We start from the raw sequence: 20336 nt of genomic DNA on the forward strand, positions 1-20336 counted from the left end.
ACATGTCTAAACTGCGTACGCTCTCTTTCGACGCTATTGTGGTCGGCGGTGGTGGTGCGGGCATGCGCGCCGCGCTGCAGCTGGCTCAGTCCGGCCTGAATACTGCCTGTGTTACCAAGGTTTTCCCGACTCGCTCTCACACCGTGTCTGCCCAGGGCGGTATCACCTGCGCGATCGCAAGTGCTGACCCCAATGATGACTGGCGCTGGCACATGTACGACACCGTCAAAGGCTCCGACTATATCGGTGACCAGGACGCGATCGAGTATATGTGCTCTGTTGGTCCTCAGGCGGTGTTTGAGCTGGATCACATGGGTCTGCCGTTCTCCCGTACCGAAGTAGGTCGTATCTACCAGCGTCCTTTCGGTGGTCAGTCCAAGAATTTCGGTGAGGGCGGTCAGGCTGCCCGTACCTGTGCTGCTGCTGACCGTACCGGTCACGCGCTGCTGCATACTCTCTACCAGGCCAACATGAAAGCCGGTACCACGTTCCTGAACGAATGGTACGCGGTGGATCTGGTGAAGAATGCTGATGGTGCTGTCGTTGGCTGTATCGCGATCTGCATCGAAACCGGCGAAACCGTCTACATCAAGGCCAAGGCTACCGTCCTGGCAACTGGTGGTGCGGGCCGTATCTTTGCGTCCACGACCAATGCCCTGATCAATACCGGTGACGGTGTTGGTATGGCCCTGCGTGCAGGTGTTCCTGCCCAGGATATGGAAATGTGGCAGTTCCACCCGACCGGTATTGCCGGTGCCGGTGTCCTCGTGACCGAGGGTTGCCGTGGTGAAGGTGGCTACCTGATCAACAAGGACGGCGAACGTTTCATGGAGCGTTACGCTCCGAACGCGAAAGACCTTGCAGGCCGTGACGTTGTTGCCCGTTCCATGATCCTCGAGATCCTCGAAGGTCGTGGCTGTGGCGAAAACGGTGATCACGTCTACCTGAAGCTTGATCACCTGGGTGAGGAGGTTCTGCACTCCCGTCTGCCGGGTATCTGTGAGCTGTCCAAGACCTTCGCAGCGGCGGATCCGGTAAAAGAGCCGATCCCGGTTGTGCCGACCTGTCACTATATGATGGGTGGTCTGGCAACCAATATCGGCGGTCAGGTTATCGCTCCGAGTTCGGCTGCTGAAGGTGAAGAGAAGATTATTGATGGTCTCTTTGCCTGTGGTGAGGTTGCCTGTGTATCCGTACACGGTGCAAACCGCCTCGGTGGTAACTCTCTGCTTGACCTGGTTGTCTTCGGTCGTGCGGCTGGCCTGCAGATCGAGCAGCAGATGCGTGAAGGCTACGAAGTGGCTGATGCAACTGATGCTGATATCGAAGCTGCGATGGCGCGTCTGAACCGTCTGAACAACAGTACTGGCGGCGAAAGCATCGCTGACGTGCGCAAGGATCTGCAGAGCACCATGCAGCTGTACTTCGGCGTATTCCGCGATGGCGAGAGCATGCAGAAGGGTCTCGAGCTGCTCAAAGAGCTCCGTAAGCGTGTTGAGAACGTACACCTCGAAGACAAGAGTCAGTCGTTCAACACCTCGCGTATCGAAGCGCTTGAGCTGGAGAACCTGATGGAAGTTGCCGAGGCAACGGCTATCGCTGCGGAAGTGCGTAAAGAGTCACGTGGTGCTCATGCCCGTAACGACTTCACCGAGCGTGATGATGAGAACTGGCTGTGCCATTCTGTCTTCTTCCCGCTGGAGAAGAGTATCGGCAAGCGCGCGGTGAACTTCGCTCCGAAGACGATGGAACCGTTCCCGCCGAAAGTACGAACTTATTAAGGGGCTGGTACGATGCTGGTAAGTGTATATCGCTATAACCCTGAAGTAGATGATGCGCCGTACATGCAGGATATCCATATCGATATCCCGGGTGGAAAGGACATCATGGTGCTGGATCTGCTCCAGTTGCTGAAAGAAAAAGATGCCACTCTGGCGTTCCGTCGCTCTTGCCGTGAAGGTGTTTGCGGTTCCGACGGTATGAACATGAATGGCCGTAACGGTCTGGCCTGTATCACTCCGCTGTCTGCGGTAGTGGAAAGCGACAAACTGGTGCTGCGTCCGCTGCCGGGCCTGCCGGTCATTCGTGACCTGGTCGTCGATATGGCTCAGTTCTACACGCAGTACGAGAAGATCAAGCCGTTCCTGATCAACGATACGCCGGCGCCGGCGATCGAGCGTCTGCAGTCTCCGGAAGAGCGTGCCGAGCTTGATGGTCTGTACGAGTGTATTCTTTGTGCATGCTGTTCGACTGCCTGCCCGTCCTTCTGGTGGAACCCGGACAAGTTCATCGGCCCGTCTGGTCTGCTGCAGGCATACCGCTTCCTGGCCGATAGCCGGGATACGGCAACCCGTGAGCGACTGGCTGACCTGGATGATCCGTTCAGCGTGTTCCGTTGCCATGGCATCATGAACTGCGTCAGTGTATGTCCGAAGGGTCTGAACCCGACCAAGGCGATCGGCAAGATCAGAACCATGCTGATTCAGCAGGCGACCTGATCGGTCAATCGGTAAGCAGAAAGCGGCACTTAGTGCCGCTTTTTCTTTATCTGGGTGTTGGCAACTCTGCTTTTGTCGCAGGAAAAACAGAATTCGAAGGAACTTTAGTAGTATCCATCCCTGCTAGCTGTGTTAAGCCTCAGTGAAAAGTCGTAAAATATTTCCCGCAATTTCGCGTGACCCGTTAGATTGCAGCTGAATAACAAATCGGTAATCAGCAGGGGACGGTTATAGGTGAGAAGGATATGGTGCACCCTGATCACAGCCTCATCCCCCAAAGCCAGGGTGATATCATAATGCAAGATGGCATAATGGAGCTGATGTGGAAGAATGCCCATCTATACGGTGGCAACCTCTCCTACGTCGAGCAATTGTACGAAACCTACCTGATGGACCCGAACGCCGTTCCACAAGAGTGGCGTGAAGAGTTCGACCAGCTTCCCAAAGTTGGTGATAGCATCTCCCAAGATGTTCCCCATTCTCCCATCCGGGAACACTTTCTTTATCTTTCCAAGAACCAGCAGCGTGCTCAGCCCAGCGCTGTCAGCAGCGTAAGCTCCGAGCATGAGAAAAAGCAGGTTCGCGTACTGCGGATGATCAACGCCTATCGCGTGCGTGGTCACCAGGTGGCGCAGATCGATCCCCTCGGGCTTCTCGAGCGTGAACAGATTCCCGATCTCGAACCGCGCTTCCATGAACTTTCAGAAGCGGATTACGACACCGTATTCCAGCTCGGCTCTCTGTTCTTCGGTAAAGAAGAAGCGCCGCTGAAAGAGATCCTGGCAGATCTTAAGAAGACCTATTGCACCAGTGTCGGCGCTGAATATATGCACATCGTCGACACCCAGGAAAAACGCTGGATCCAGTCGCGTCTGGAGCCGGTGCGCTCGAATCCTGACGTAGAACTGGAATCGAAGATGATGGTGCTGGAGCGCCTTACCGCTGCGGAAGGCCTCGAGAAATACCTCGGCTCCCGCTACGCTGGTGCCAAGCGCTTCGGTCTGGAAGGTGGTGAGTCCCTGATCGTGTCTCTGAATACGCTGGTGCGTCGCGCCGGTAAGCAGGGCGCGAAAGAGATCGTCATTGGCATGGCTCACCGTGGCCGCCTGAACACTCTGGTCAACATCTTCGGTAAAAACCCGACCGAGCTCTTCGGTGAGTTTGAAGGCAAAAAATTGGTTGAAAGCTCCGGTGACGTTAAATACCACCAGGGTTTCTCTTCCAACGTCATGACCGATGGCGGAGAAGTGCACCTGGCGATGGCGTTCAACCCGTCTCACCTTGAGATCGCAGCGCCGGTAGTTGTTGGCTCTGTGCGTGCCCGTCAGGACCGTCGTGTAGATGGCAGTGGCGATACCGTGGTACCGGTCAATATTCATGGTGATGCGGCATTTGCCGGTCAGGGTGTGGTGATGGAGACATTCCAGATGTCTCAGACCCGCGCCTACAAAACCGGCGGTACCATCCATATCGTTATCAATAACCAGGTCGGCTTCACCACTTCGCGCAAAGACGATGCACGCTCTACCGAGTACTGCACCGACGTGGCGAAAATGGTCCAGGCACCGATCTTCCATGTTAACGGTGACGATCCCGAAGCGGTTCGTTTCGTGACACAGCTGGCTGTTGATTACCGTCACGAATTCAAAAAAGACGTGGTTATCGATCTTGTCTGCTACCGTCGTCGTGGCCATAACGAAGCGGATGAGCCATCAGGCACCCAGCCTCTGATGTACGCCAAGATCAAAAACCAGAAGAGCACTCGTACTCTGTACGCGGATCAGCTGATCGCTGAGAACGTGATTACCGCAGAGCAGAGTAAAGAGATGGAAAAAGAGTACCGCAGCCAGCTTGAAAACGGCGAGCATGTTGCGCGAGCTCTGGTTAAAGAACCGAATACTGAGCTGTTCGTCGATTGGCGCCCCTATCTGGGTCACCAGTGGAGCTTCGACTGCGATACCCGCGTTGACATCAAGCTGCTGCAGGAATTGGCGAACAATATCGCTGAGTATCCTGAAGGCTTTGCGATCCAGCGCCAGGTGCAGAAGATCTACGAAGACCGCAAGAAGATGGCTCATGGCGCGATGGAGGCCAACTGGGGCTTCGCTGAGACGCTGGCTTATGCCACCCTGCTGGCAGAAGGCTACCCGGTCCGCCTGACCGGTCAGGACGTGGGTCGCGGTACCTTCTCTCACCGTCATGCGGTGCTGCATAACCAGAAAGATGCCACCAGCTACGTGCCGCTGCAGAACATCGCTGCCGAACAGCCGAGCTTCGATATCTACGACTCGCTGCTGTCGGAAGAAGCGGTACTTGCTTTCGAGTACGGCTATGCGACAACTACGCCGAATGCGCTGGTTATCTGGGAAGCCCAGTTTGGTGACTTCGCCAACGGTGCCCAGGTGGTTATCGACCAGTTCATCACCTCTGGCGAGCAGAAATGGCAGCGCCTCTGTGGTCTGACCATGCTGTTGCCGCACGGCTTCGAAGGTCAGGGACCTGAGCACTCTTCAGCACGTCTGGAACGCTTCCTGCAGCTGTCTGCTGAGCACAACATCCAGGTCTGCGTACCGACAACACCGGCTCAGATCTTCCATCTGCTGCGTCGTCAGGTCGTACGTCCGCTGCGTAAGCCGCTGATCGTCATGTCGCCGAAGTCACTGCTGCGTCACAAGCAGGCGATCTCCACGCTGGAAGAGCTGGCAGACGGCGCATTCCAGCCGGTAATTCCGGAAGTGGACGCACTTGATCCGAAGCAGGTGAAGCGTGTGGTTATGTGCAGCGGCAAGGTTTACTACGACCTTTACAACCGCCGTGCGGAGCTGGAAAAAGACGATGTTGCCATCCTGCGTATCGAGCAGCTTTATCCGTTCCCGGAAGATATCCTGCTTGAGATCCTGAGCCAGTACGAGAACCTGGAAACTGTTGTCTGGTGCCAGGAAGAGCCGATGAACCAGGGGGCCTGGTACTGCAGTCAGCATCACATGCGCAATGTGCTGCACAAGCTGGATCCCAAATTGTACCTGGAAGGGGTGGGTCGCCCGCACGCGGCGGCGCCGGCTGTAGGCTACATTTCGGTTCACCTTGAGCAGCAGGAACAGCTGGTCAACGAAGCAATCAACGGTTAATGACAGTTCGTTAGCATAGAAACGAGCACGATATAAAGGAAACAGCATGTCCATCGATATCAAAGCACCGACATTCCCGGAGTCCGTAGCGGACGGTACCGTTGCAACCTGGCACAAGCAGCCTGGTGAGGCTTGCTCAGCTGACGATCTGATTGTCGACATCGAGACTGACAAGGTCGTACTGGAAGTGGTTGCGCCTGCTGATGGTGTGATCAAGGAGATCATCAAGAACGAAGGCGACACCGTCCTGAGCGACGAAGTCATCGCTCTCTTCGAAGAAGGCGCGGCCGGTTCTGCCGGCGCTGCAGCACCGGCTAAAGAGGCAGCTTCTGCTTCCTCCGCCGAGACGACTACTGCGGGTGAAACCGGTGACGGCGACAAGGTCGGCCCGGCTGCTCGCAAGCTGATCGAAGAAAACAACCTGGATGCCAGCCAGATTCCGGCTACCGGTAAAGGCGGCGGCATCACCAAGGAAGACGTCCAGAACTACCTCAAGAACAAGCCGGCAGCGCCTGCTGCAGCTGCACCGGCCGCCGCTGCCGCTGCAGCGCCGGTCAATGTACCGGCTGGCGAGCGCACCGAGAAGCGTGTGCCGATGACCCGTCTGCGTGCGACCATCGCCAAGCGTCTGGTTGAAGCGCAGCAGAATGCTGCCATGCTGACTACCTACAACGAAGTCAACATGAAGCCGGTCATGGATCTGCGCTCGCAGTACAAAGACCTGTTCGAGAAGACCCACAACGGTACTCGTCTGGGCTTCATGTCTTTCTTCGTCAAGGCGGCTACCGAAGCGCTGAAACGCTTCCCGGCCGTTAACGCCTCCATCGACGGTAATGACATGGTTTACCATGGCTACCAGGATATCGGTGTTGCCGTATCCACCGATCGTGGTCTGATGGTTCCGGTGCTGCGTGATACTGACAGCATGAGCCTGGCTGACATCGAGTCCACTATCCGTGATTTCGGTGTCCGCGGCCGTGACGGCAAGCTCGGCATGAACGACATGCAGGGTGGTACCTTCACCATCACCAACGGTGGTGTGTTCGGTTCCCTGATGTCCACGCCGATCCTGAACCCGCCGCAGACAGCGATCCTCGGTATGCACAAAATCCAGGAGCGCCCGATGGCTGTGAACGGCGAAGTAGTCGTTCTGCCGATGATGTATCTGGCGCTGTCATACGATCACCGTATGATCGATGGTAAGGAAGCGGTACAGTTCCTCGTTACCATCAAGGATCTTCTGGAAGATCCGGCTCGCATGCTTCTGGATATCTAATCGAGCCCACAATCGAACGAGAGAGAACAGGATTAAATAATGGCAGATAAATTTGATGTAATTGTTGTTGGCGCCGGCCCTGGCGGATACGTAGCTGCTATCCGTGCAGCACAGCTGGGTCTTAAGACTGCCTGTGTCGAGAAGTGGGTTGACGACAAGGGCTCCGCAGTTCTGGGCGGTACCTGCCTGAACGTGGGTTGTATCCCGTCCAAGGCACTGCTTGAAACCACTCACAAACTGCACGAAGCGCAGCACGGTTTCGCGGCTCAGGGTATCGTCGCTGACAACGTTCAGATCGATACCAAGCAGATGGTGGCGCGCAAGGATCAGATCGTTAAGAACCTGACCGGCGGTATCGGCGGTCTGTTCAAGGCGAACGGCGTGACCCTGCTGCAGGGTACGGGCAAACTGCTGGCCGGCAAGAAAGTGGAAGTGACCGACAAAGACGGTAACGTTTCCACTCACGACGCTGAAAACGTCATCCTGGCCTCCGGTTCCGTGCCGGTCGAAATCCCGCCGGCTCCGCTGACCGAAGGTCTGATCCTGGATAACGCCGGTGCGCTCGATATCGATGAAGCACCGAAGCGCCTTGGTATCATCGGTGCCGGTGTTATCGGTCTGGAAATGGGCTCCATCTGGGCTCGCTGCGGCTCCGAAGTCACCGTGCTCGAAGCGATGGACGACTTCCTGGCCCTGGCTGATACCGATGTCGCCAAGGAAGCCAAGAAGCTGCTCACCAAGCAGGGTCTGGACATCAAGCTGGGTGCGCGCTGCACCGGTACTGAAATCGTCGATGGCAAAGAGGTGAAAGTTAAGTACACCGATGCCAAGGGTGATCAGGAGCTGGTAGTCGACAAGCTGATCGTAGCGGTTGGCCGTCGTCCGCAGACCCAGGGACTGCTTTCTCAAGATTCCGGCGTCAAGCTGGATGAGCGCGGCTTCATCTTCGTTGATGAGAGCTGCCGCACTGACGCACCGGGCGTCTACGCGATCGGTGATTCCGTTCGTGGCCCGATGCTCGCACACAAGGCCTCGGAAGAAGGCATCATGGTTGTAGACATCATTGCCGGCCATAAGGCTGCCATGAATTATGACTGCATCCCGAACATCATCTACACCTTCCCGGAGCTGGCCTGGGTAGGTAAGACTGAGCAGGAACTCAAGTCTGAAGGTGTGAAATATAAAGTCGGCAAGTTCCCGTTTGCGGCGTCCGGTCGCGCGATGGCAGCTAATGCCACCGAAGGCTTCGTCAAGATGATTGCTGACGAACAGACCGACCGCATTCTGGGTGTACACATCGTTGGCGGCATCGCATCCGAGCTGATCGCTCAGGGTGTGATCGCGATGGAGTTCTCCTCCAGCGCTGAAGACCTGCAGCTCACCATCTTCGCTCACCCGACTGTGAGTGAAGCGGTTCACGAAGCTGCACTGGCAGTGGATGGTCACGCTATCCATGTCGCCAACCGTAAAAAGCGTTAAATCCTGAGGGTTGCGTTGCATGACGGCCGGGCCACAAGCCCGGCCTGATGTAGCAGCATCATTGTAAGCACGCACGGTTGCGCACCTAGTGATCGTGTGTATGAATAATCGACACAATAACGGATTAGAGCATGAACCTTCACGAGTACCAGGGTAAACAGCTGTTTGCCGCCTATGGTCTGCCGGTTTCCAAAGGGATTGCGGTAGATACTCCGGAAGCAGCAGTAGAAGCAGCAAAGCAGATTGGGGGAGACAAGTGGGTCGTCAAGGCTCAGGTCCACGCTGGCGGCCGCGGTAAAGCGGGCGGCGTGAAACTGGTCGACAGCCCGGATGAAGCCAAAGCCTTCGCTGAAAAGTGGCTCGGCGAGCGTCTGGTGACTTACCAGACAGATGCCAATGGTCAGCCGGTTTCCAAGATCCTGGTTGAAACCTGCACCGACATTGCCAACGAACTCTACCTGGGTGCCGTTGTCGATCGCTCCAGCCGCCGTATCGTCTTCATGGCATCTACCGAAGGTGGTGTGGAGATCGAGAAAGTTGCTGAAGAGACTCCGGAAAAGATTCTCAAGGCTACCGTTGACCCGCTGACCGGCGCTCAGCCGTATCAGGGTCGCGAGCTGGCTTTCAAACTGGGCCTGAAAGGCGACCAGATCAAGCAGTTCGTCAAGATCTTCCTGGGTCTGGCGAAGATGTTTGAAGAGAAAGACCTGGCGCTGCTGGAAATCAACCCGCTGGTTATCACCGACCAGGGTAACCTGCACTGCCTGGACGCCAAGGTTGTCATCGACGGTAACTCTGTTTACCGCCACAAGGACATCCAGGAGATGCACGACCCGTCTCAGGACGACGAGCGTGAAGCCCGTGCGGCCGAGTGGGACCTGAACTACGTGGCACTGACCGGCAACATCGGTTGCATGGTTAACGGTGCTGGCCTGGCCATGGGTACCATGGATATCGTTTCCCTGCACGGCGGTTTCCCGGCTAACTTCCTCGACGTTGGTGGTGGTGCAACCAAAGAGCGTGTTACCGAAGCATTCAAAATCATCCTCGAAGACGACAAGGTCAAGGCCGTACTGGTCAACATCTTCGGCGGTATCGTTCGCTGCGACCTGATCGCCGAAGGTATCATCGGTGCCGTCAAGGAAGTGGGTGTAGAAGTACCGGTTGTGGTACGTCTGGAAGGTAACAACGCAGATCTGGGTTCCAAGCTCCTGTCTGAGTCTGGCCTGGATATCATCGCAGCGACCAGCCTGACCGACGCGGCTCAGCAGGCTGTTAAAGCAGCGGAGGCTAAATAATCATGTCCGTACTGATTAATAAAGACACCAAAGTAATCTGTCAGGGTTTCACTGGTGGTCAGGGTACCTTCCACTCTGAACAGGCGATCGCTTACGGCACCAAGATGGTTGGTGGTGTAACTCCGGGCAAGGGTGGCACTGAGCACCTGGGCCTGCCGGTCTTCAACACCGTTGCTGAAGCGGTAGAAGCGACTGGCGCTGAAGCCTCTGTTATCTACGTGCCGGCTCCTTTCTGTAAGGATTCCATCCTGGAAGCCGCCAACGCGGGTATCAAACTGATCGTTTGTATCACTGAGCACATTCCGGTTATGGATATGCTGCAGTGCAAGGTCAAGTGTGACGAACTGGGCGTGCGCCTGATCGGTCCGAACTGTCCGGGCGTTATCACTCCGGGTGAGTGCAAGATCGGTATCATGCCGGGTCACATCCACCTGCCGGGTAAAGTGGGTATCGTTTCCCGCTCTGGTACTCTGACTTACGAAGCGGTCAAGCAGACCACTGACGCCGGTTTCGGTCAGTCTACCTGTGTCGGTATCGGTGGTGACCCGATCCCGGGCTCCAACTTCATCGACATTCTGGAAATGTTCCAGAACGACCCGCAGACCGAAGCGATCGTTATGATCGGTGAGATCGGTGGTTCTGCCGAGGAAGAAGCGGCTGCCTACATCAAGGCAAACGTGACCAAGCCGGTTGTTTCCTACATCGCTGGTGTTACTGCACCTCCGGGCAAGCGCATGGGCCACGCCGGTGCGATCATCTCTGGTGGTAAGGGTACTGCGGACGAGAAGTTTGCAGCGCTGGAAGACGCTGGCGTCAAGACTGTTCGCTCTCTGGCTGACATCGGCAAGGCTCTGTCCGAGCTGACCGGTTGGGAAATGAAGTAATTTCCAATCTGGATCAAAAAAGGCGACTCCGGTCGCCTTTTTTTGTGTCTTTAGTTTGCTGCTTAGTGATAAAACTGTGGTCGTCGAGTGACAGCTATTCTGCTGTTGGTGGTCATTCAGGATTGAAAGGGAAAAAACAATGATGAAGACGTTATCAGCGGGTGGCATTGGTCTGTCGATGCTCCTGATCAGCCAGCTGGGAGTGGCTCAGACGGGTGCAGAGGTGGTTGAGAAGCACTGTATTGCCTGTCACGAGGCAGGCGTTGGTGGTGCGCCTAAACCCGATGACAAGGCGGCTTGGGCGCCACGGCTGGCGACAGGGATGGATGCGATGCTTGCGACCGTTAAAGCGGGTAAGGGTGCAATGCCTAAAATGGGCACCTGCATGAGTTGTAGCGATGAAGAGCTCAGCAATGCCATCTCCGAGCTTACAGCGGGTGCTCGATAGCAGTGAGCAGCCTGAATATCGGCGTTGCTTACGCAGGTTCTATGAGCGCCATGGTGTCGTTGGTCCAGGCCAGGGCTTCAATCTGGCACTGTTGATATAGCTCGGGGCTATCGCAGGTAAGTGCCTCCCAGTCGCCCTCGCAGAGTGCCTGTACTTGGCCTGCCAGTTCGCCAAGTGGTCCCGAGCGTTCTCTGATGGCCAGTTTGATCTCGTCACTGACGGCGATCTGTTCCAGCAGCTGTTCCCGGTCTATATCGAGCAGCGCGTCCAGGCGATCAAGCACTCCGCAGAGGAAAGCGGTACTGGGCGCTATCTGTGACTCCGGTGAGCGTTCTGCAATCAGTTCGCTCAAGCGTGCAACGGTCAGTATCTGCCGGGTGAGCTCCGTGGGTTTTGTCTTCTGCCCGGACAGTGCCAGCAGAGATATCCATTTTTGTATTTCGCTCAGACCGAGAATAATCATCGCTTCGTGGATGTCATTCACCTGGCGTTTCAGCGCCAGGGAGGCCGAGTTGACTATCTTCAGCAGGCGATAGGTCAGGGCGGGGTCCTGTTCTATCAGTTTGGCGATCCGCGCTGTATCGGGTTCCTTTGCATTCAGTTCTGCGAGGATTTGCAGCAGCACGGCCTCGTTGCTCTCCAGGCGTCGGCCGGCGACTATTTCCGGGCGATGCAGAAAGTAACCCTGAAACAGCTTGAAGCCCAGCTCTATGCACTCTTGCAGTTGTGCGTAGGTTTCCACCTTTTCCGCCAGCAGGGTGATGCGGTAGGGCTTCAACTGTTCCACGCTTGCGCGAATACCCTCCATACCCAGGGCCAGCACGTCGAGTTTGACGATATGTGCCAGCTTCAGGAGGGGAATGTACTCGGGCCGGTAGACAAAATCGTCCAATGCGATGTTGTAACCGGCTTCCCGGTAACGCTTGACCGCATCCAGCAGGGTCTGATCGACCTCGACATCCTCCAGTACCTCGATAACCAGCTGTTTTCGCGCCATGGCCGGTAGAGAGTCGGTTTCAAACATCTCCCTGGGCAGGTTGAGAAAGGCGGGAAGCTTTTTCGGTTCCTGGTTTTCGATGATGCTGGTGTACGCATTCACCAGCACATTGGAGGTTGCGTGGTGGCCATCGACGACGTTGGCAACGTTAAGCTGATCATCCGAGCGATACAGCAGCTCATAAGCGACAACATTCAACTTCCTGTCAAAAATGGGTTGTCGGGCCATGAGGACCTGAGACATGTCCGTTATCCTAACTCGTCATGGTTTGGTGTCGCTTTAAGATAACACATAAGTTGGGCGCATGATCCGGATTTAGTAAAGGTTGGCCGGCGATAGTCTGGCATTCGCTGGGGTGCAGTACTGGGCCGGGTAGTAATACATTGAATGGATATTAACGCCATTTCTTTGAAGTTTGTTAGTTTTGCGATAGGTTCCTCTCTGTAGTTTATAAAGATCCGATAACCAAAAAGTTGACGTCAGCAGAGGGGATTTTAAGGATGACTCAGGAGCTTTCGGGGCGTAAGGAAAGTTTCGAAGCGTTGCTTCAGGTAAGCCGGGACCTGGTAATCGTCATCAGGGAAGGTCGGGTTGAGCTCTGCCGCGCCGGTGATTCAGACTGGCTTATCGAATCGGTTATCTGTGGTGCACATCTTGAGAATCTGCTGCCTGCTGATCTCTACACGCCCGTGAACAGTGCGATTGAACGTGCCCAGGCAAGCCCCGGTGAAAAACAGAAGCTTGAGTATGTGCTGCGACCGGAACATGTTGCTGCGTTTCGCGAGGCCGGGTTACGCGAGCCGATCTGGTTCGAGGCTGTCTTTTTGGCACTTCCCTCCGGAGAGGTGTTCTGGAGTGCGCGCGATATCAATGAGCGCAAAAAGCTGCACAGGAAGGTGACCAACCAGGCCCAGCGCGATCCCCTGACGGGCGCTTACAATCGTCGTGCGCTGATGACTGTGATGGAGCAGACCGTTGCTCAGGCGTTACGTTATGACTGGACCTGCAGTGTTATGGTGGTCGATGTCGATGGCTTCAGTCGCATTAACGACCAGCATGGCTGGGATGCCGGCGATCAGCTGTTGCAGCAGATTGTCACCGGTATCCATAAGTTGAAGCGAACAGCGGATTTCCTGGCGCGCTTTGGTGATGATCAGCTGGTGCTGTTTCTGCCCGAAACCAATCATGACCAGGGCGTAGCTGCGGCCGAAAGGGTCCGCAGGATGGTTGCCGAACTGGAGATGCCTTATGCGACGGGGGAGGTCAGTTGTACCGTCAGTGTCGGGGTCAGCGGCTTGCAGGGCGTTGAGGATGATGCCGCCGGGATGCTAAAACGCGCGGAAGAAAATCTGTTTATCGCCCGCAGCAGCGGTGGCAACCGTGTCGAGGGCGAGACTTCTTGAAAACTGGAGTGGCGCGCTTAGCGCGCCACCCTGCGGGCGATAACCGGATGCATTTCCAGTGTGCTGATTAGCCGCTCCATTTCCGTATCGGTGCCGATGGTGATGCGCAGGTAATCGGCGATAAGCGGCTTGCTGAAGTGACGCACCAGTATTTTGTTGCTGCGCAGGTAGTCCATCAGTTCGCTACCTGGCAGTTCGCTGTGCCGCGTAAACAGGAAGTTTGTGGCCGATGGTAGCGTCTCAAATCCCAGCTTCTCCAGCGCCTGACGGGTCTTCTCGCGTGTCGCGATGATTTTCGCGCAGGTCTCCTCAAAATAGCTTTTGTCGGACAGTGAAGCGCAGGCTGCTTCAATGGCGAGCATGTCCAGCGGATAGGAGTTGAAGCTGTTCTTGACCCGCTCCAGTCCATCGATCAGTTCCGCGGAGCCGAGTGCATATCCGATTCTAAGGCCGGCGAGAGAACGGGACTTGGAGAATGTCTGTACGACGAGCAGGTTGGGGTATTCGTTGACCAGGCTGGCTGAACTTTCGCCCCCAAAGTCGACGTACGCTTCGTCTACCAGAACAACGCTGTCGCGATTGCGTTCAAGCAAAGAGCGGATAGCGGTCAGCGGCAGCGCGACCCCGGTGGGAGCGTTGGGGTTGGCGAAGATAATGCCGCCGTTTTCGTTCTGGTAGCTGGCAAGGTCGATCTCAAACCTCTCTGTCAGCGGCACTTTGATGTGTTCAATGGCGTAAAGGTTCGCATACACATCGTAGAAGCTGTAGGTCGTCTCCGGCATGAGCAGAGGCTGTTCCTGGCGGAAAAATGCCATGAACGCGTGGGCCAGTACTTCGTCGGATCCGTTACCGACAAACACCTGTTCTCGATTAAGGCCAAATTCCGCCGCCAGGGCGTTTTTCAGGTGCGAGGCGTCAGGGTCTGGGTAAAGGCGTAAACGGCCGCTATCGAACGCTGAGAGGGCCTGGTGCACGGCTGGAGCAGGCGGGTAGGGGTTTTCGTTCGTATTCAGCTTTGTCAGCCCGTCGATCTTGGGCTGTTCCCCGGGAGTGTAGGGGACTAGTGACTGGATAGCCGGACTCCAGAATCTGCTCATGGTTTGGCGCTGCACCGTTTGTTCGTTTAAAGAGGGCAGAAAGGATAGCAGAGGCGCCCAGGCCAAAGAAGTGGCCTTGGGGTATGCGAACTATAGTGAAGCTAACTATTACCTGTGCCGTGCTGTTAGACTGTGCGGGAAGCGACTTAAATGTCTCCGAAAAAGGACAGCTTTACCTTGCCAAGATTCAAGCACAAATACCTTGATAACTGGCGTTTCCTCAGTGAGCTCCTGCTTGCCGTGCTGGTGCTCCTGGTGGTGTTTCTGGTTGCGGCAGAGCTGGATCTGAGCGGTACCCTTTATAGCTGGTCTCAACGTGTCGATCATCTCTTTGATCTCGATGATCTGCTGCTGAGCGTGTTGCTGGTTGGGCCGCTTTACCTGGTCTTTTTCGCCTACCGCCGTTTGGTGGAGATACGCACGCTGGTCGAGCAGGCCAACACCGATGTGCTGACCGGTATTCTCAATCGCCGTTACGTCATGGAGGTGCTTGCCCGTGAGGTGCGCAGGTCCCACCGATACCACCGCGAGTTGTCGGTGATCCTCTTCGATATCGATCATTTCAAGCAGATTAATGACCAGTTTGGCCATCCTGCCGGTGATCGGGTGCTGAAATCCTTTGCCAGCCTTGCTGCCGGTCGTATTCGTGACCTGGATCTGCTGGCGCGCACCGGCGGAGAGGAGTTCATGGTGGTAGCAACCGAAACCGGTGGTATGGGCGCGATGGAGCTGGCCGAGAGGCTCAGGTCAGCGGTTGAGTCCACTAATTTCGGGATTGATCAGGTGGTGACGGCCAGCTTTGGCGTATCTCAGCTTCGTCCGGGCGAAAGTTTCGGGTCGTTAATGCAGCGTGCGGATGAGCGTCTTTACAGGGCCAAACGGGATGGCAGAAATCGCGTGGAGGGCCCCGGCGCTAACCAACCACGACCCTGAATATCCATCTTCTGTTGGTTATTGCATGTGGCGGTCCAATGCGCCGATATCAAGCATCGGTGCGGCGTCGATCTGATCCGCCTCAAGCAGCCCCGAGATATGCTGCAGGGAGGCGAGTATCATCGACTGCTCCCAATCCTTCAATGAATCAAACTCGTCTACAAAGCGGTCCTGCAGGGTGGTTGGTGCTGATTTAAGCAGTTCAATACCCGCGTGGGTCGGGCAGGCCAAGACCTTGCGCTTGTCTGTCTGACTGCGCTCTCTTCTTACAAGTCCCTTCAGCTCCAGGCGGTCAAGAATGCTGGTCACGGTAGCCTGTGCCAGGTTCATCTTCTTGGCCAGTACGCCAATCGTTATCGCGCCCTCGGTCTCCAGCGTCTGCATGGTCATCAACTGAGGCATTGTCAGCCCGGTCATACGACTGAGCTGCTTATCGTGCATATCGGTTACACGGATGATCTGGCGCAGGAGCACCAGTACGTCCTGACTCTTTGGCATATCTATCCAAGTATCCGGTTCAGTGTCTGTTGAGATGGCGCAGTTTTTAGCCTGAAACATAGAGCCTTGCAATAAAAAGGTTTGTCTAAATGTAAATCCATTGTAACGCGAAGCAAATGAAAATGACACTTGTTAGTGGGTGTTGCGACTTCAGATGCTGAATTTACAAGGATTTCTATACTTTGGTCTTGAATGGATTCGCATATCGGGTAGGTGGTTGATTAACGGGATGCGATATGTTTTACAATAAAAGCATCGCAAGGCTAAATATTTAAAAAGCTAAATATTCAGGATGCTATGAATACCAATAAAATGAAGATCAAGTTTCGCAAGCCCATGTCCAACGATGGTGCGGCGGTTTACAACCTGATCAAGCGCTGCCCCCCGCTGGACACCAACTCGATGTATTGCAATCTGCTGCAGTGTGGTGACTTCGCCGACACGTCGATTGCAGCGTTTGATGACAAGGGAAAGATGGTTGGCTTTATTTCCGGCTATCGCCCGCCGGCCCGTCCGGAAACCCTGTTCGTCTGGCAGGTTGCCGTGTGCCCGTCAGCGCGCGGTCAGCGACTGGGTAACCGCATGCTGATGGAGCTTGCGGACCGCCTCTCGGATGAGGGTGTCGAGTACATCGAAACCACCATCACGCCGGATAACCAGGCGTCTCAGGCGATGTTCGCGCGCTTCTTCTCTGCGCTGAGCGCGCCCGTTGAAAAGAGCGTCAAGTTCGCTCGCAAGGATCACTTCGATGGCGCCCATGAGGACGAAGTGCTCTACCGTGCAGGTCCGTTCAAGCTGGCTGTCGCTCTGGCTTCGTAACCCGGAATTGCACTGGCGTCACAGGTAAGAAATTAACTCAATCAGGAGTTTGTAATGAGTATTTTTGAGCAGGTTGAATCAGAAGTTCGTTCATACTGTCGTTCGTTCCCCGTTGTATTCAACCAGGCCCGCGGGGCTGAGCTCACCTCTGAAGAGGGTCGCACCTACATCGATTTTCTGGCTGGTGCCGGCACTCTCAACTATGGACATAACCACCCGGAGCTGCGAGATGCGTTGATCGAATACATCAGCTCCGAAGGTATCACCCATGGCCTGGACATGATGTCCACGGCAAAAGCCCGTTTTCTGGAAAACTTCCAGAAATACATCCTTGAGCCCCGCGATATGGGCAACTTCAAGGTGATGTTTACCGGGCCGACCGGCACCAATGCGGTAGAAGCGGCGCTTAAGCTGGCTCGTAAGGTGACCGGACGCACAACCATTGCTTCGTTCACCAATGGTTTCCACGGCTGCAGCGCCGGTGCGCTGGCCGCAACCGGTAACCAGCATCACCGCGGCGGTATGGGTACGTCACTGAATGACGTCTTCCGTCTGCCGTTCGATGGTTACCTCGGTGAAGGTGTTGATACCACCGAATACTTTGAAAAGCTGCTCAACGACCCGAGCAGTGGTCTGGATCACCCGGCCGCCGTCATTGTTGAGACCGTTCAGGGTGAGGGTGGTTTGAATGCCGCCAGTGCGCAGTGGCTGCGTAATCTGGAAGCGGTATGCCGCCGCCACGAGATCCTGCTGATTGTCGATGATATCCAGGCAGGCTGTGGCCGTACCGGTACCTTCTTCAGCTTTGAGGAAGCCGGTATCAAGCCGGATATCGTCACGCTGTCCAAATCGCTCAGTGGCTATGGTCTGCCGTTCGCGGCGGTCACCTATCGCCCGGAACTCGATATCTGGACGCCGGGTGAACACAACGGCACATTCCGCGGTAACAACCTGGCATTTGTGACGGCAGCTAAAGCTTTTGAGCTGTTCTGGAGCGATAACAGCTTTGCCGAAGAAGTGCAGCAGAAAGCGCAGCACCTGCGTGCAGGGCTCGAGAAGCTGATTCGCCGCTACGGCGCCGACAGCATGAAACTCAACGGCCGTGGTCTGATGAGCGGTATTGAATGCCCGGATGGCGAGATGGCCTCAGAGGTTATCCGCGAAGCGTTCGAGAATGGTCTGGTTATCGAAACCAGCGGCGCGCACGACCAGGTGGTCAAGTGCCTGGTTCCGCTGACCATTACTCAGGCCCAGATCGATTTCGCGCTGAACGTGCTGGATCACGCCTTTGCCAAGGCAACCGCTGCACGCGAAAAGAAAGCTTCTTAAGAATCAGCTCACAGGATTGAACAACAATGATCGTACGTACACTCGCAGAATGTGCCGAGAACGGCCGTAAAATCTTTTCAGAAACAGATACTTGGGATAGCACGCGTCTCTCCCTTAAAGATGATGGCATGGGATTCTCTTTCCACATCACCAACATCTATCCGAACAGCGAGACGCATATCTGGTACCAGAACCACCTGGAAACCGTTTACTGCATCAGCGGCTCCGGTGAAGTGGAAACTCTAGCCGACGGCAAGATCCACAAGATCGTGCCGGGAACGGTTTACATCCTGAATAAAAATGACGAGCACCTGCTGCGTGGTGGCCCGGAAGGTATGCAGGTTGCCTGCGCCTTCAACCCGCCGCTGAACGGCAAAGAGGTGCACGACGAAAATGGTGTTTATCCCGTAGAGGCGGAGGCTGTTGATGCCTGATACAGAGACTACTGAAACGGCGCTTCACAGTGTCGAGAAGATAGGCGGAACCTCCATGAGCCGGTTTGCCGAGCTCATGGATACCATCCTTATCGGCGAACGCAGCGGTTCAGATCTCTATCAGCGCATCTTTGTCGTGTCCGCTTACGGTGGTATGACCAACCTGCTCCTGGAGCACAAAAAGACCGGTGAACCCGGCGTTTACGGTCGCTTCGCCAATGGTGAGCAGGAGCAGAGCTGGCACGAATCCCTGGACCGGGTCCGAGATGAAATGCTGGCGATGAACCGTTCCCTGTTTGGTGATTCCATTGCCCGACAGAAGGCGGATAGCTTCGTCACCGAGCGCATCGAGGGAGCGCGTGGCTGCATGGATAACCTGCAGGCGCTTTGCCGCTACGGTCATTTCCAGCTCACCGATCACCTGTTGCGTGTGCGCGAGATGCTGGCCGCGATCGGTGAATCCCACAGTGCTTTCAATACTGTCCTGGCGTTGCAGGACGCAGGGGTGAATGCAAGGCTGGTGGACCTCAGTGGCTGGCACGAGCCGGAACCCCTGGCGTTTGAGGCGATGCTGAACAGCCACCTGGAAGGGATCGATCTGGCCACCGAACTGCCGATCGTCACCGGCTATACCCACTGCAAAGAGGGTCTGATGAAGACCTTCGACCGTGGCTACAGCGAGATGACATTCAGCAAGATCGCGACGTTGACCAACGCCCGCGAGGCGGTGATCCACAAGGAGTTCCACCTGAGTACGGCAGACCCCGGCATTGTCGGTCTTGAGAATATCGTCACCATCGGCCGTACCAACTACGATGTGGCCGATCAGCTGTCCAACCTGGGTATGGAGGCGATCCACCCGAAGGCGGCAAAAGGTCTGCGTGAGCAGGGCATTGAACTGCGTATCAAGAACGCGTTTGAGCCCGACCACTCAGGTACATTGATCAGCGGTGATTACTGCAGCGCTGAACCCTGTGTCGAGATCATCGCCGGTCGCAGTGGTGTGCTGGCGCTGGAGGTGTTCGACCAGGATATGCTGGGTGACATCGCCTATGAGATCGAGCTGCTGCAGCTTCTCAAAGAGCTCAAGGTGTATGTTATCGCCCGTGACTCCGACGCCAACAGCCAGACCTATTACCTCTCGGGTACCCGCAAAATCATCAATCGTGCGGTGCGCCTGATCGGTGAAAAGTACAGTGGTGCGGAAGTGCAGTTGCACCGCGTGGCGATCGTATCGGCCATCGGCTCCGACATGAAGGTGCCGGGTATCCTGGCCAAGGCGGTCTCGGCTCTGTCCGGCGCCGATATCAGCGTACAGGCGCTGCACCAGTCGGTACGTCAGGTGGAGATGCAGGCGATTATCCGTGAAGAGGATTACGAGAAAGCGGTTCGCGCTCTGCACCACGCGCTCATCGAGAAAGAAGAGCACGGTGATGTGATCTGCGCCGCCTGATCGTCATTGCTCGGCCAGAAAGAGAATCGCCCCGCAGGCTTGGCCTGCGGGGCGATTTTGTTTGATCTCTTAGACCCGCTCGTCGTAGATATCGCTAATCTGGCGAGCCAGAGCGCGCTCTTCCATCAGATCTTCGATTTGACGACGCCGTTTGCCGTTGTAACGCAGACGGGTCTGCGCGACTTCTTCATCGTCTGAAAGCTGTTCGCTCCAGTCTTCCAGGTCGTCAAGGGAATGATCGACACGTACTTTTGTGCCCATCGACCGTAATCTCATGTTTAAGTTAAAAACGCGCAGCAATAAGCTGCAAACCTACCGATGGGGCGTTGAACCAAGGTTTGCCAACCGGTGACTTGACTTGA

Annotated in this window: 18 protein-coding genes; 14 read left to right on the forward strand and 4 right to left on the reverse strand. The window is 55.7% G+C overall.

Annotated elements, in window-relative coordinates; all coding sequences use genetic code 11:
• Window positions 1-2 precede the first annotated feature (2 nt).
• From sdhA to ACQUQP_RS09700, 8 genes are all read left to right on the forward strand, one after another.
• On the forward strand, window positions 3-1781 hold the full coding sequence (sdhA, locus tag ACQUQP_RS09665) for a succinate dehydrogenase flavoprotein subunit (protein ID WP_432698588.1): 1779 nt from the start codon (window positions 3-5) through the stop codon (window positions 1779-1781).
• 12 nt (window positions 1782-1793) lie between these two features.
• A complete protein-coding gene (locus ACQUQP_RS09670; protein ID WP_432698589.1) occupies window positions 1794-2498 on the forward strand; it encodes a succinate dehydrogenase iron-sulfur subunit in 705 nt (234 codons plus the stop codon).
• Window positions 2499-2794: 296 nt separating this feature from the next.
• Window positions 2795-5626 carry a 2-oxoglutarate dehydrogenase E1 component gene (locus ACQUQP_RS09675; RefSeq protein ID WP_432698590.1) on the forward strand — a complete coding sequence of 944 codons (2832 nt, stop codon included), beginning with the start codon at window positions 2795-2797 and terminating at the stop codon, window positions 5624-5626.
• A gap of 46 nt (window positions 5627-5672) precedes the next feature.
• Window positions 5673-6902 carry a 2-oxoglutarate dehydrogenase complex dihydrolipoyllysine-residue succinyltransferase gene (odhB, locus tag ACQUQP_RS09680; RefSeq protein ID WP_432698591.1) on the forward strand — a complete coding sequence of 410 codons (1230 nt, stop codon included), beginning with the start codon at window positions 5673-5675 and terminating at the stop codon, window positions 6900-6902.
• 39 nt (window positions 6903-6941) lie between these two features.
• Window positions 6942-8381 (forward strand): dihydrolipoyl dehydrogenase, encoded by a 1440-nt coding sequence (gene lpdA / locus ACQUQP_RS09685; protein ID WP_432698592.1) that lies wholly within the window; start codon window positions 6942-6944, stop codon window positions 8379-8381.
• Window positions 8382-8512: 131 nt separating this feature from the next.
• Window positions 8513-9679 carry an ADP-forming succinate--CoA ligase subunit beta gene (gene sucC, locus ACQUQP_RS09690; RefSeq protein WP_432698593.1) on the forward strand — a complete coding sequence of 389 codons (1167 nt, stop codon included), beginning with the start codon at window positions 8513-8515 and terminating at the stop codon, window positions 9677-9679.
• A gap of 2 nt (window positions 9680-9681) precedes the next feature.
• Window positions 9682-10563 (forward strand): succinate--CoA ligase subunit alpha, encoded by an 882-nt coding sequence (sucD, locus tag ACQUQP_RS09695; protein ID WP_432698594.1) that lies wholly within the window; start codon window positions 9682-9684, stop codon window positions 10561-10563.
• A 139-nt stretch (window positions 10564-10702) separates the two neighbouring features.
• On the forward strand, window positions 10703-11011 hold the full coding sequence (locus tag ACQUQP_RS09700; RefSeq protein WP_432698595.1) for a c-type cytochrome: 309 nt from the start codon (window positions 10703-10705) through the stop codon (window positions 11009-11011).
• Between the two features lie 28 nt (window positions 11012-11039).
• Here ACQUQP_RS09700 and ACQUQP_RS09705 read toward each other — a convergent pair whose 3' ends face one another.
• Window positions 11040-12251, reverse strand: coding sequence for an EAL and HDOD domain-containing protein (locus ACQUQP_RS09705; RefSeq protein ID WP_432698596.1), 1212 nt, complete (start codon window positions 12249-12251; stop codon window positions 11040-11042).
• 257 nt (window positions 12252-12508) lie between these two features.
• Here ACQUQP_RS09705 and ACQUQP_RS09710 point away from each other — a divergent pair, with 257 nt between their 5' ends.
• Complete coding sequence (locus ACQUQP_RS09710) at window positions 12509-13411, forward strand: GGDEF domain-containing protein (protein ID WP_432698597.1); 903 nt, start codon at window positions 12509-12511, stop codon at window positions 13409-13411.
• A gap of 17 nt (window positions 13412-13428) precedes the next feature.
• On the opposite strand, the gene hisC is transcribed toward ACQUQP_RS09710, so the two are convergent.
• The gene (gene hisC / locus ACQUQP_RS09715; RefSeq protein WP_432698598.1) at window positions 13429-14508 is read right to left on the reverse strand and encodes a histidinol-phosphate transaminase; all 1080 of its coding nucleotides are present in this window, start codon (window positions 14506-14508) and stop codon (window positions 13429-13431) included.
• A gap of 150 nt (window positions 14509-14658) precedes the next feature.
• Between hisC and ACQUQP_RS09720 the strand changes: the two genes are divergently transcribed.
• Entirely contained in the window at window positions 14659-15441 is a 783-nt protein-coding gene (locus ACQUQP_RS09720) for a GGDEF domain-containing protein (protein ID WP_432698599.1), read from the forward strand.
• 18 nt (window positions 15442-15459) lie between these two features.
• On the opposite strand, the gene ACQUQP_RS09725 is transcribed toward ACQUQP_RS09720, so the two are convergent.
• Window positions 15460-15939: a MarR family winged helix-turn-helix transcriptional regulator gene (locus ACQUQP_RS09725; RefSeq protein ID WP_432698600.1), complete on the reverse strand. Its 480-nt coding sequence runs from the start codon at window positions 15937-15939 to the stop codon at window positions 15460-15462.
• Between the two features lie 297 nt (window positions 15940-16236).
• Between ACQUQP_RS09725 and ectA the strand changes: the two genes are divergently transcribed.
• Genes ectA through ACQUQP_RS09745 form a run of 4 tightly spaced genes read left to right on the forward strand, consistent with a single transcriptional unit; the run spans window position 16237 to window position 19974 of the window.
• Window positions 16237-16758: a diaminobutyrate acetyltransferase gene (gene ectA / locus ACQUQP_RS09730; protein WP_432698601.1), complete on the forward strand. Its 522-nt coding sequence runs from the start codon at window positions 16237-16239 to the stop codon at window positions 16756-16758.
• 54 nt (window positions 16759-16812) lie between these two features.
• On the forward strand, window positions 16813-18087 hold the full coding sequence (gene ectB / locus ACQUQP_RS09735) for a diaminobutyrate--2-oxoglutarate transaminase (RefSeq protein ID WP_432698602.1): 1275 nt from the start codon (window positions 16813-16815) through the stop codon (window positions 18085-18087).
• Between the two features lie 26 nt (window positions 18088-18113).
• The gene (locus tag ACQUQP_RS09740) at window positions 18114-18521 is read left to right on the forward strand and encodes an ectoine synthase (protein ID WP_432698603.1); all 408 of its coding nucleotides are present in this window, start codon (window positions 18114-18116) and stop codon (window positions 18519-18521) included.
• A complete protein-coding gene (locus tag ACQUQP_RS09745) occupies window positions 18514-19974 on the forward strand; it encodes an aspartate kinase (protein ID WP_432698604.1) in 1461 nt (486 codons plus the stop codon). Before ACQUQP_RS09740 ends, ACQUQP_RS09745 begins: the two co-directional genes overlap by 8 nt.
• A 69-nt stretch (window positions 19975-20043) precedes the next feature.
• Here ACQUQP_RS09745 and ACQUQP_RS09750 read toward each other — a convergent pair whose 3' ends face one another.
• Window positions 20044-20235: a PA3496 family putative envelope integrity protein gene (locus tag ACQUQP_RS09750; protein ID WP_432698605.1), complete on the reverse strand. Its 192-nt coding sequence runs from the start codon at window positions 20233-20235 to the stop codon at window positions 20044-20046.
• Between the last annotated feature and the right edge of the window lie 101 nt (window positions 20236-20336).

This window comes from Marinobacterium sp. YM272, assembly GCF_050908845.1.
In the GTDB taxonomy this organism is placed as follows: Bacteria; Pseudomonadota; Gammaproteobacteria; order Pseudomonadales; family Balneatricaceae; genus Marinobacterium_D.

Bases quoted from the DNA above. Each gene is read 5' to 3' on its own strand.
- sdhA (WP_432698588.1), top strand. From the start codon at position 3: ATGTCTAAACTGCGTACGCTCTCTTTCGACGCTATTGTGGTCGGCGGT.
- ACQUQP_RS09670 (WP_432698589.1), top strand. From the start codon at position 1,794: ATGCTGGTAAGTGTATATCGCTATAACCCTGAAGTAGATGATGCGCCG.
- ACQUQP_RS09675 (WP_432698590.1), top strand. From the start codon at position 2,795: ATGCAAGATGGCATAATGGAGCTGATGTGGAAGAATGCCCATCTATAC.
- odhB (WP_432698591.1), top strand. From the start codon at position 5,673: ATGTCCATCGATATCAAAGCACCGACATTCCCGGAGTCCGTAGCGGAC.
- lpdA (WP_432698592.1), top strand. From the start codon at position 6,942: ATGGCAGATAAATTTGATGTAATTGTTGTTGGCGCCGGCCCTGGCGGA.
- sucC (WP_432698593.1), top strand. From the start codon at position 8,513: ATGAACCTTCACGAGTACCAGGGTAAACAGCTGTTTGCCGCCTATGGT.
- sucD (WP_432698594.1), top strand. From the start codon at position 9,682: ATGTCCGTACTGATTAATAAAGACACCAAAGTAATCTGTCAGGGTTTC.
- ACQUQP_RS09700 (WP_432698595.1), top strand. From the start codon at position 10,703: ATGATGAAGACGTTATCAGCGGGTGGCATTGGTCTGTCGATGCTCCTG.
- ACQUQP_RS09705 (WP_432698596.1), bottom strand. From the start codon at position 12,251: ATGTCTCAGGTCCTCATGGCCCGACAACCCATTTTTGACAGGAAGTTG.
- ACQUQP_RS09710 (WP_432698597.1), top strand. From the start codon at position 12,509: ATGACTCAGGAGCTTTCGGGGCGTAAGGAAAGTTTCGAAGCGTTGCTT.
- hisC (WP_432698598.1), bottom strand. From the start codon at position 14,508: ATGAGCAGATTCTGGAGTCCGGCTATCCAGTCACTAGTCCCCTACACT.
- ACQUQP_RS09720 (WP_432698599.1), top strand. From the start codon at position 14,659: ATGTCTCCGAAAAAGGACAGCTTTACCTTGCCAAGATTCAAGCACAAA.
- ACQUQP_RS09725 (WP_432698600.1), bottom strand. From the start codon at position 15,939: ATGCCAAAGAGTCAGGACGTACTGGTGCTCCTGCGCCAGATCATCCGT.
- ectA (WP_432698601.1), top strand. From the start codon at position 16,237: ATGAATACCAATAAAATGAAGATCAAGTTTCGCAAGCCCATGTCCAAC.
- ectB (WP_432698602.1), top strand. From the start codon at position 16,813: ATGAGTATTTTTGAGCAGGTTGAATCAGAAGTTCGTTCATACTGTCGT.
- ACQUQP_RS09740 (WP_432698603.1), top strand. From the start codon at position 18,114: ATGATCGTACGTACACTCGCAGAATGTGCCGAGAACGGCCGTAAAATC.
- ACQUQP_RS09745 (WP_432698604.1), top strand. From the start codon at position 18,514: ATGCCTGATACAGAGACTACTGAAACGGCGCTTCACAGTGTCGAGAAG.
- ACQUQP_RS09750 (WP_432698605.1), bottom strand. From the start codon at position 20,235: ATGGGCACAAAAGTACGTGTCGATCATTCCCTTGACGACCTGGAAGAC.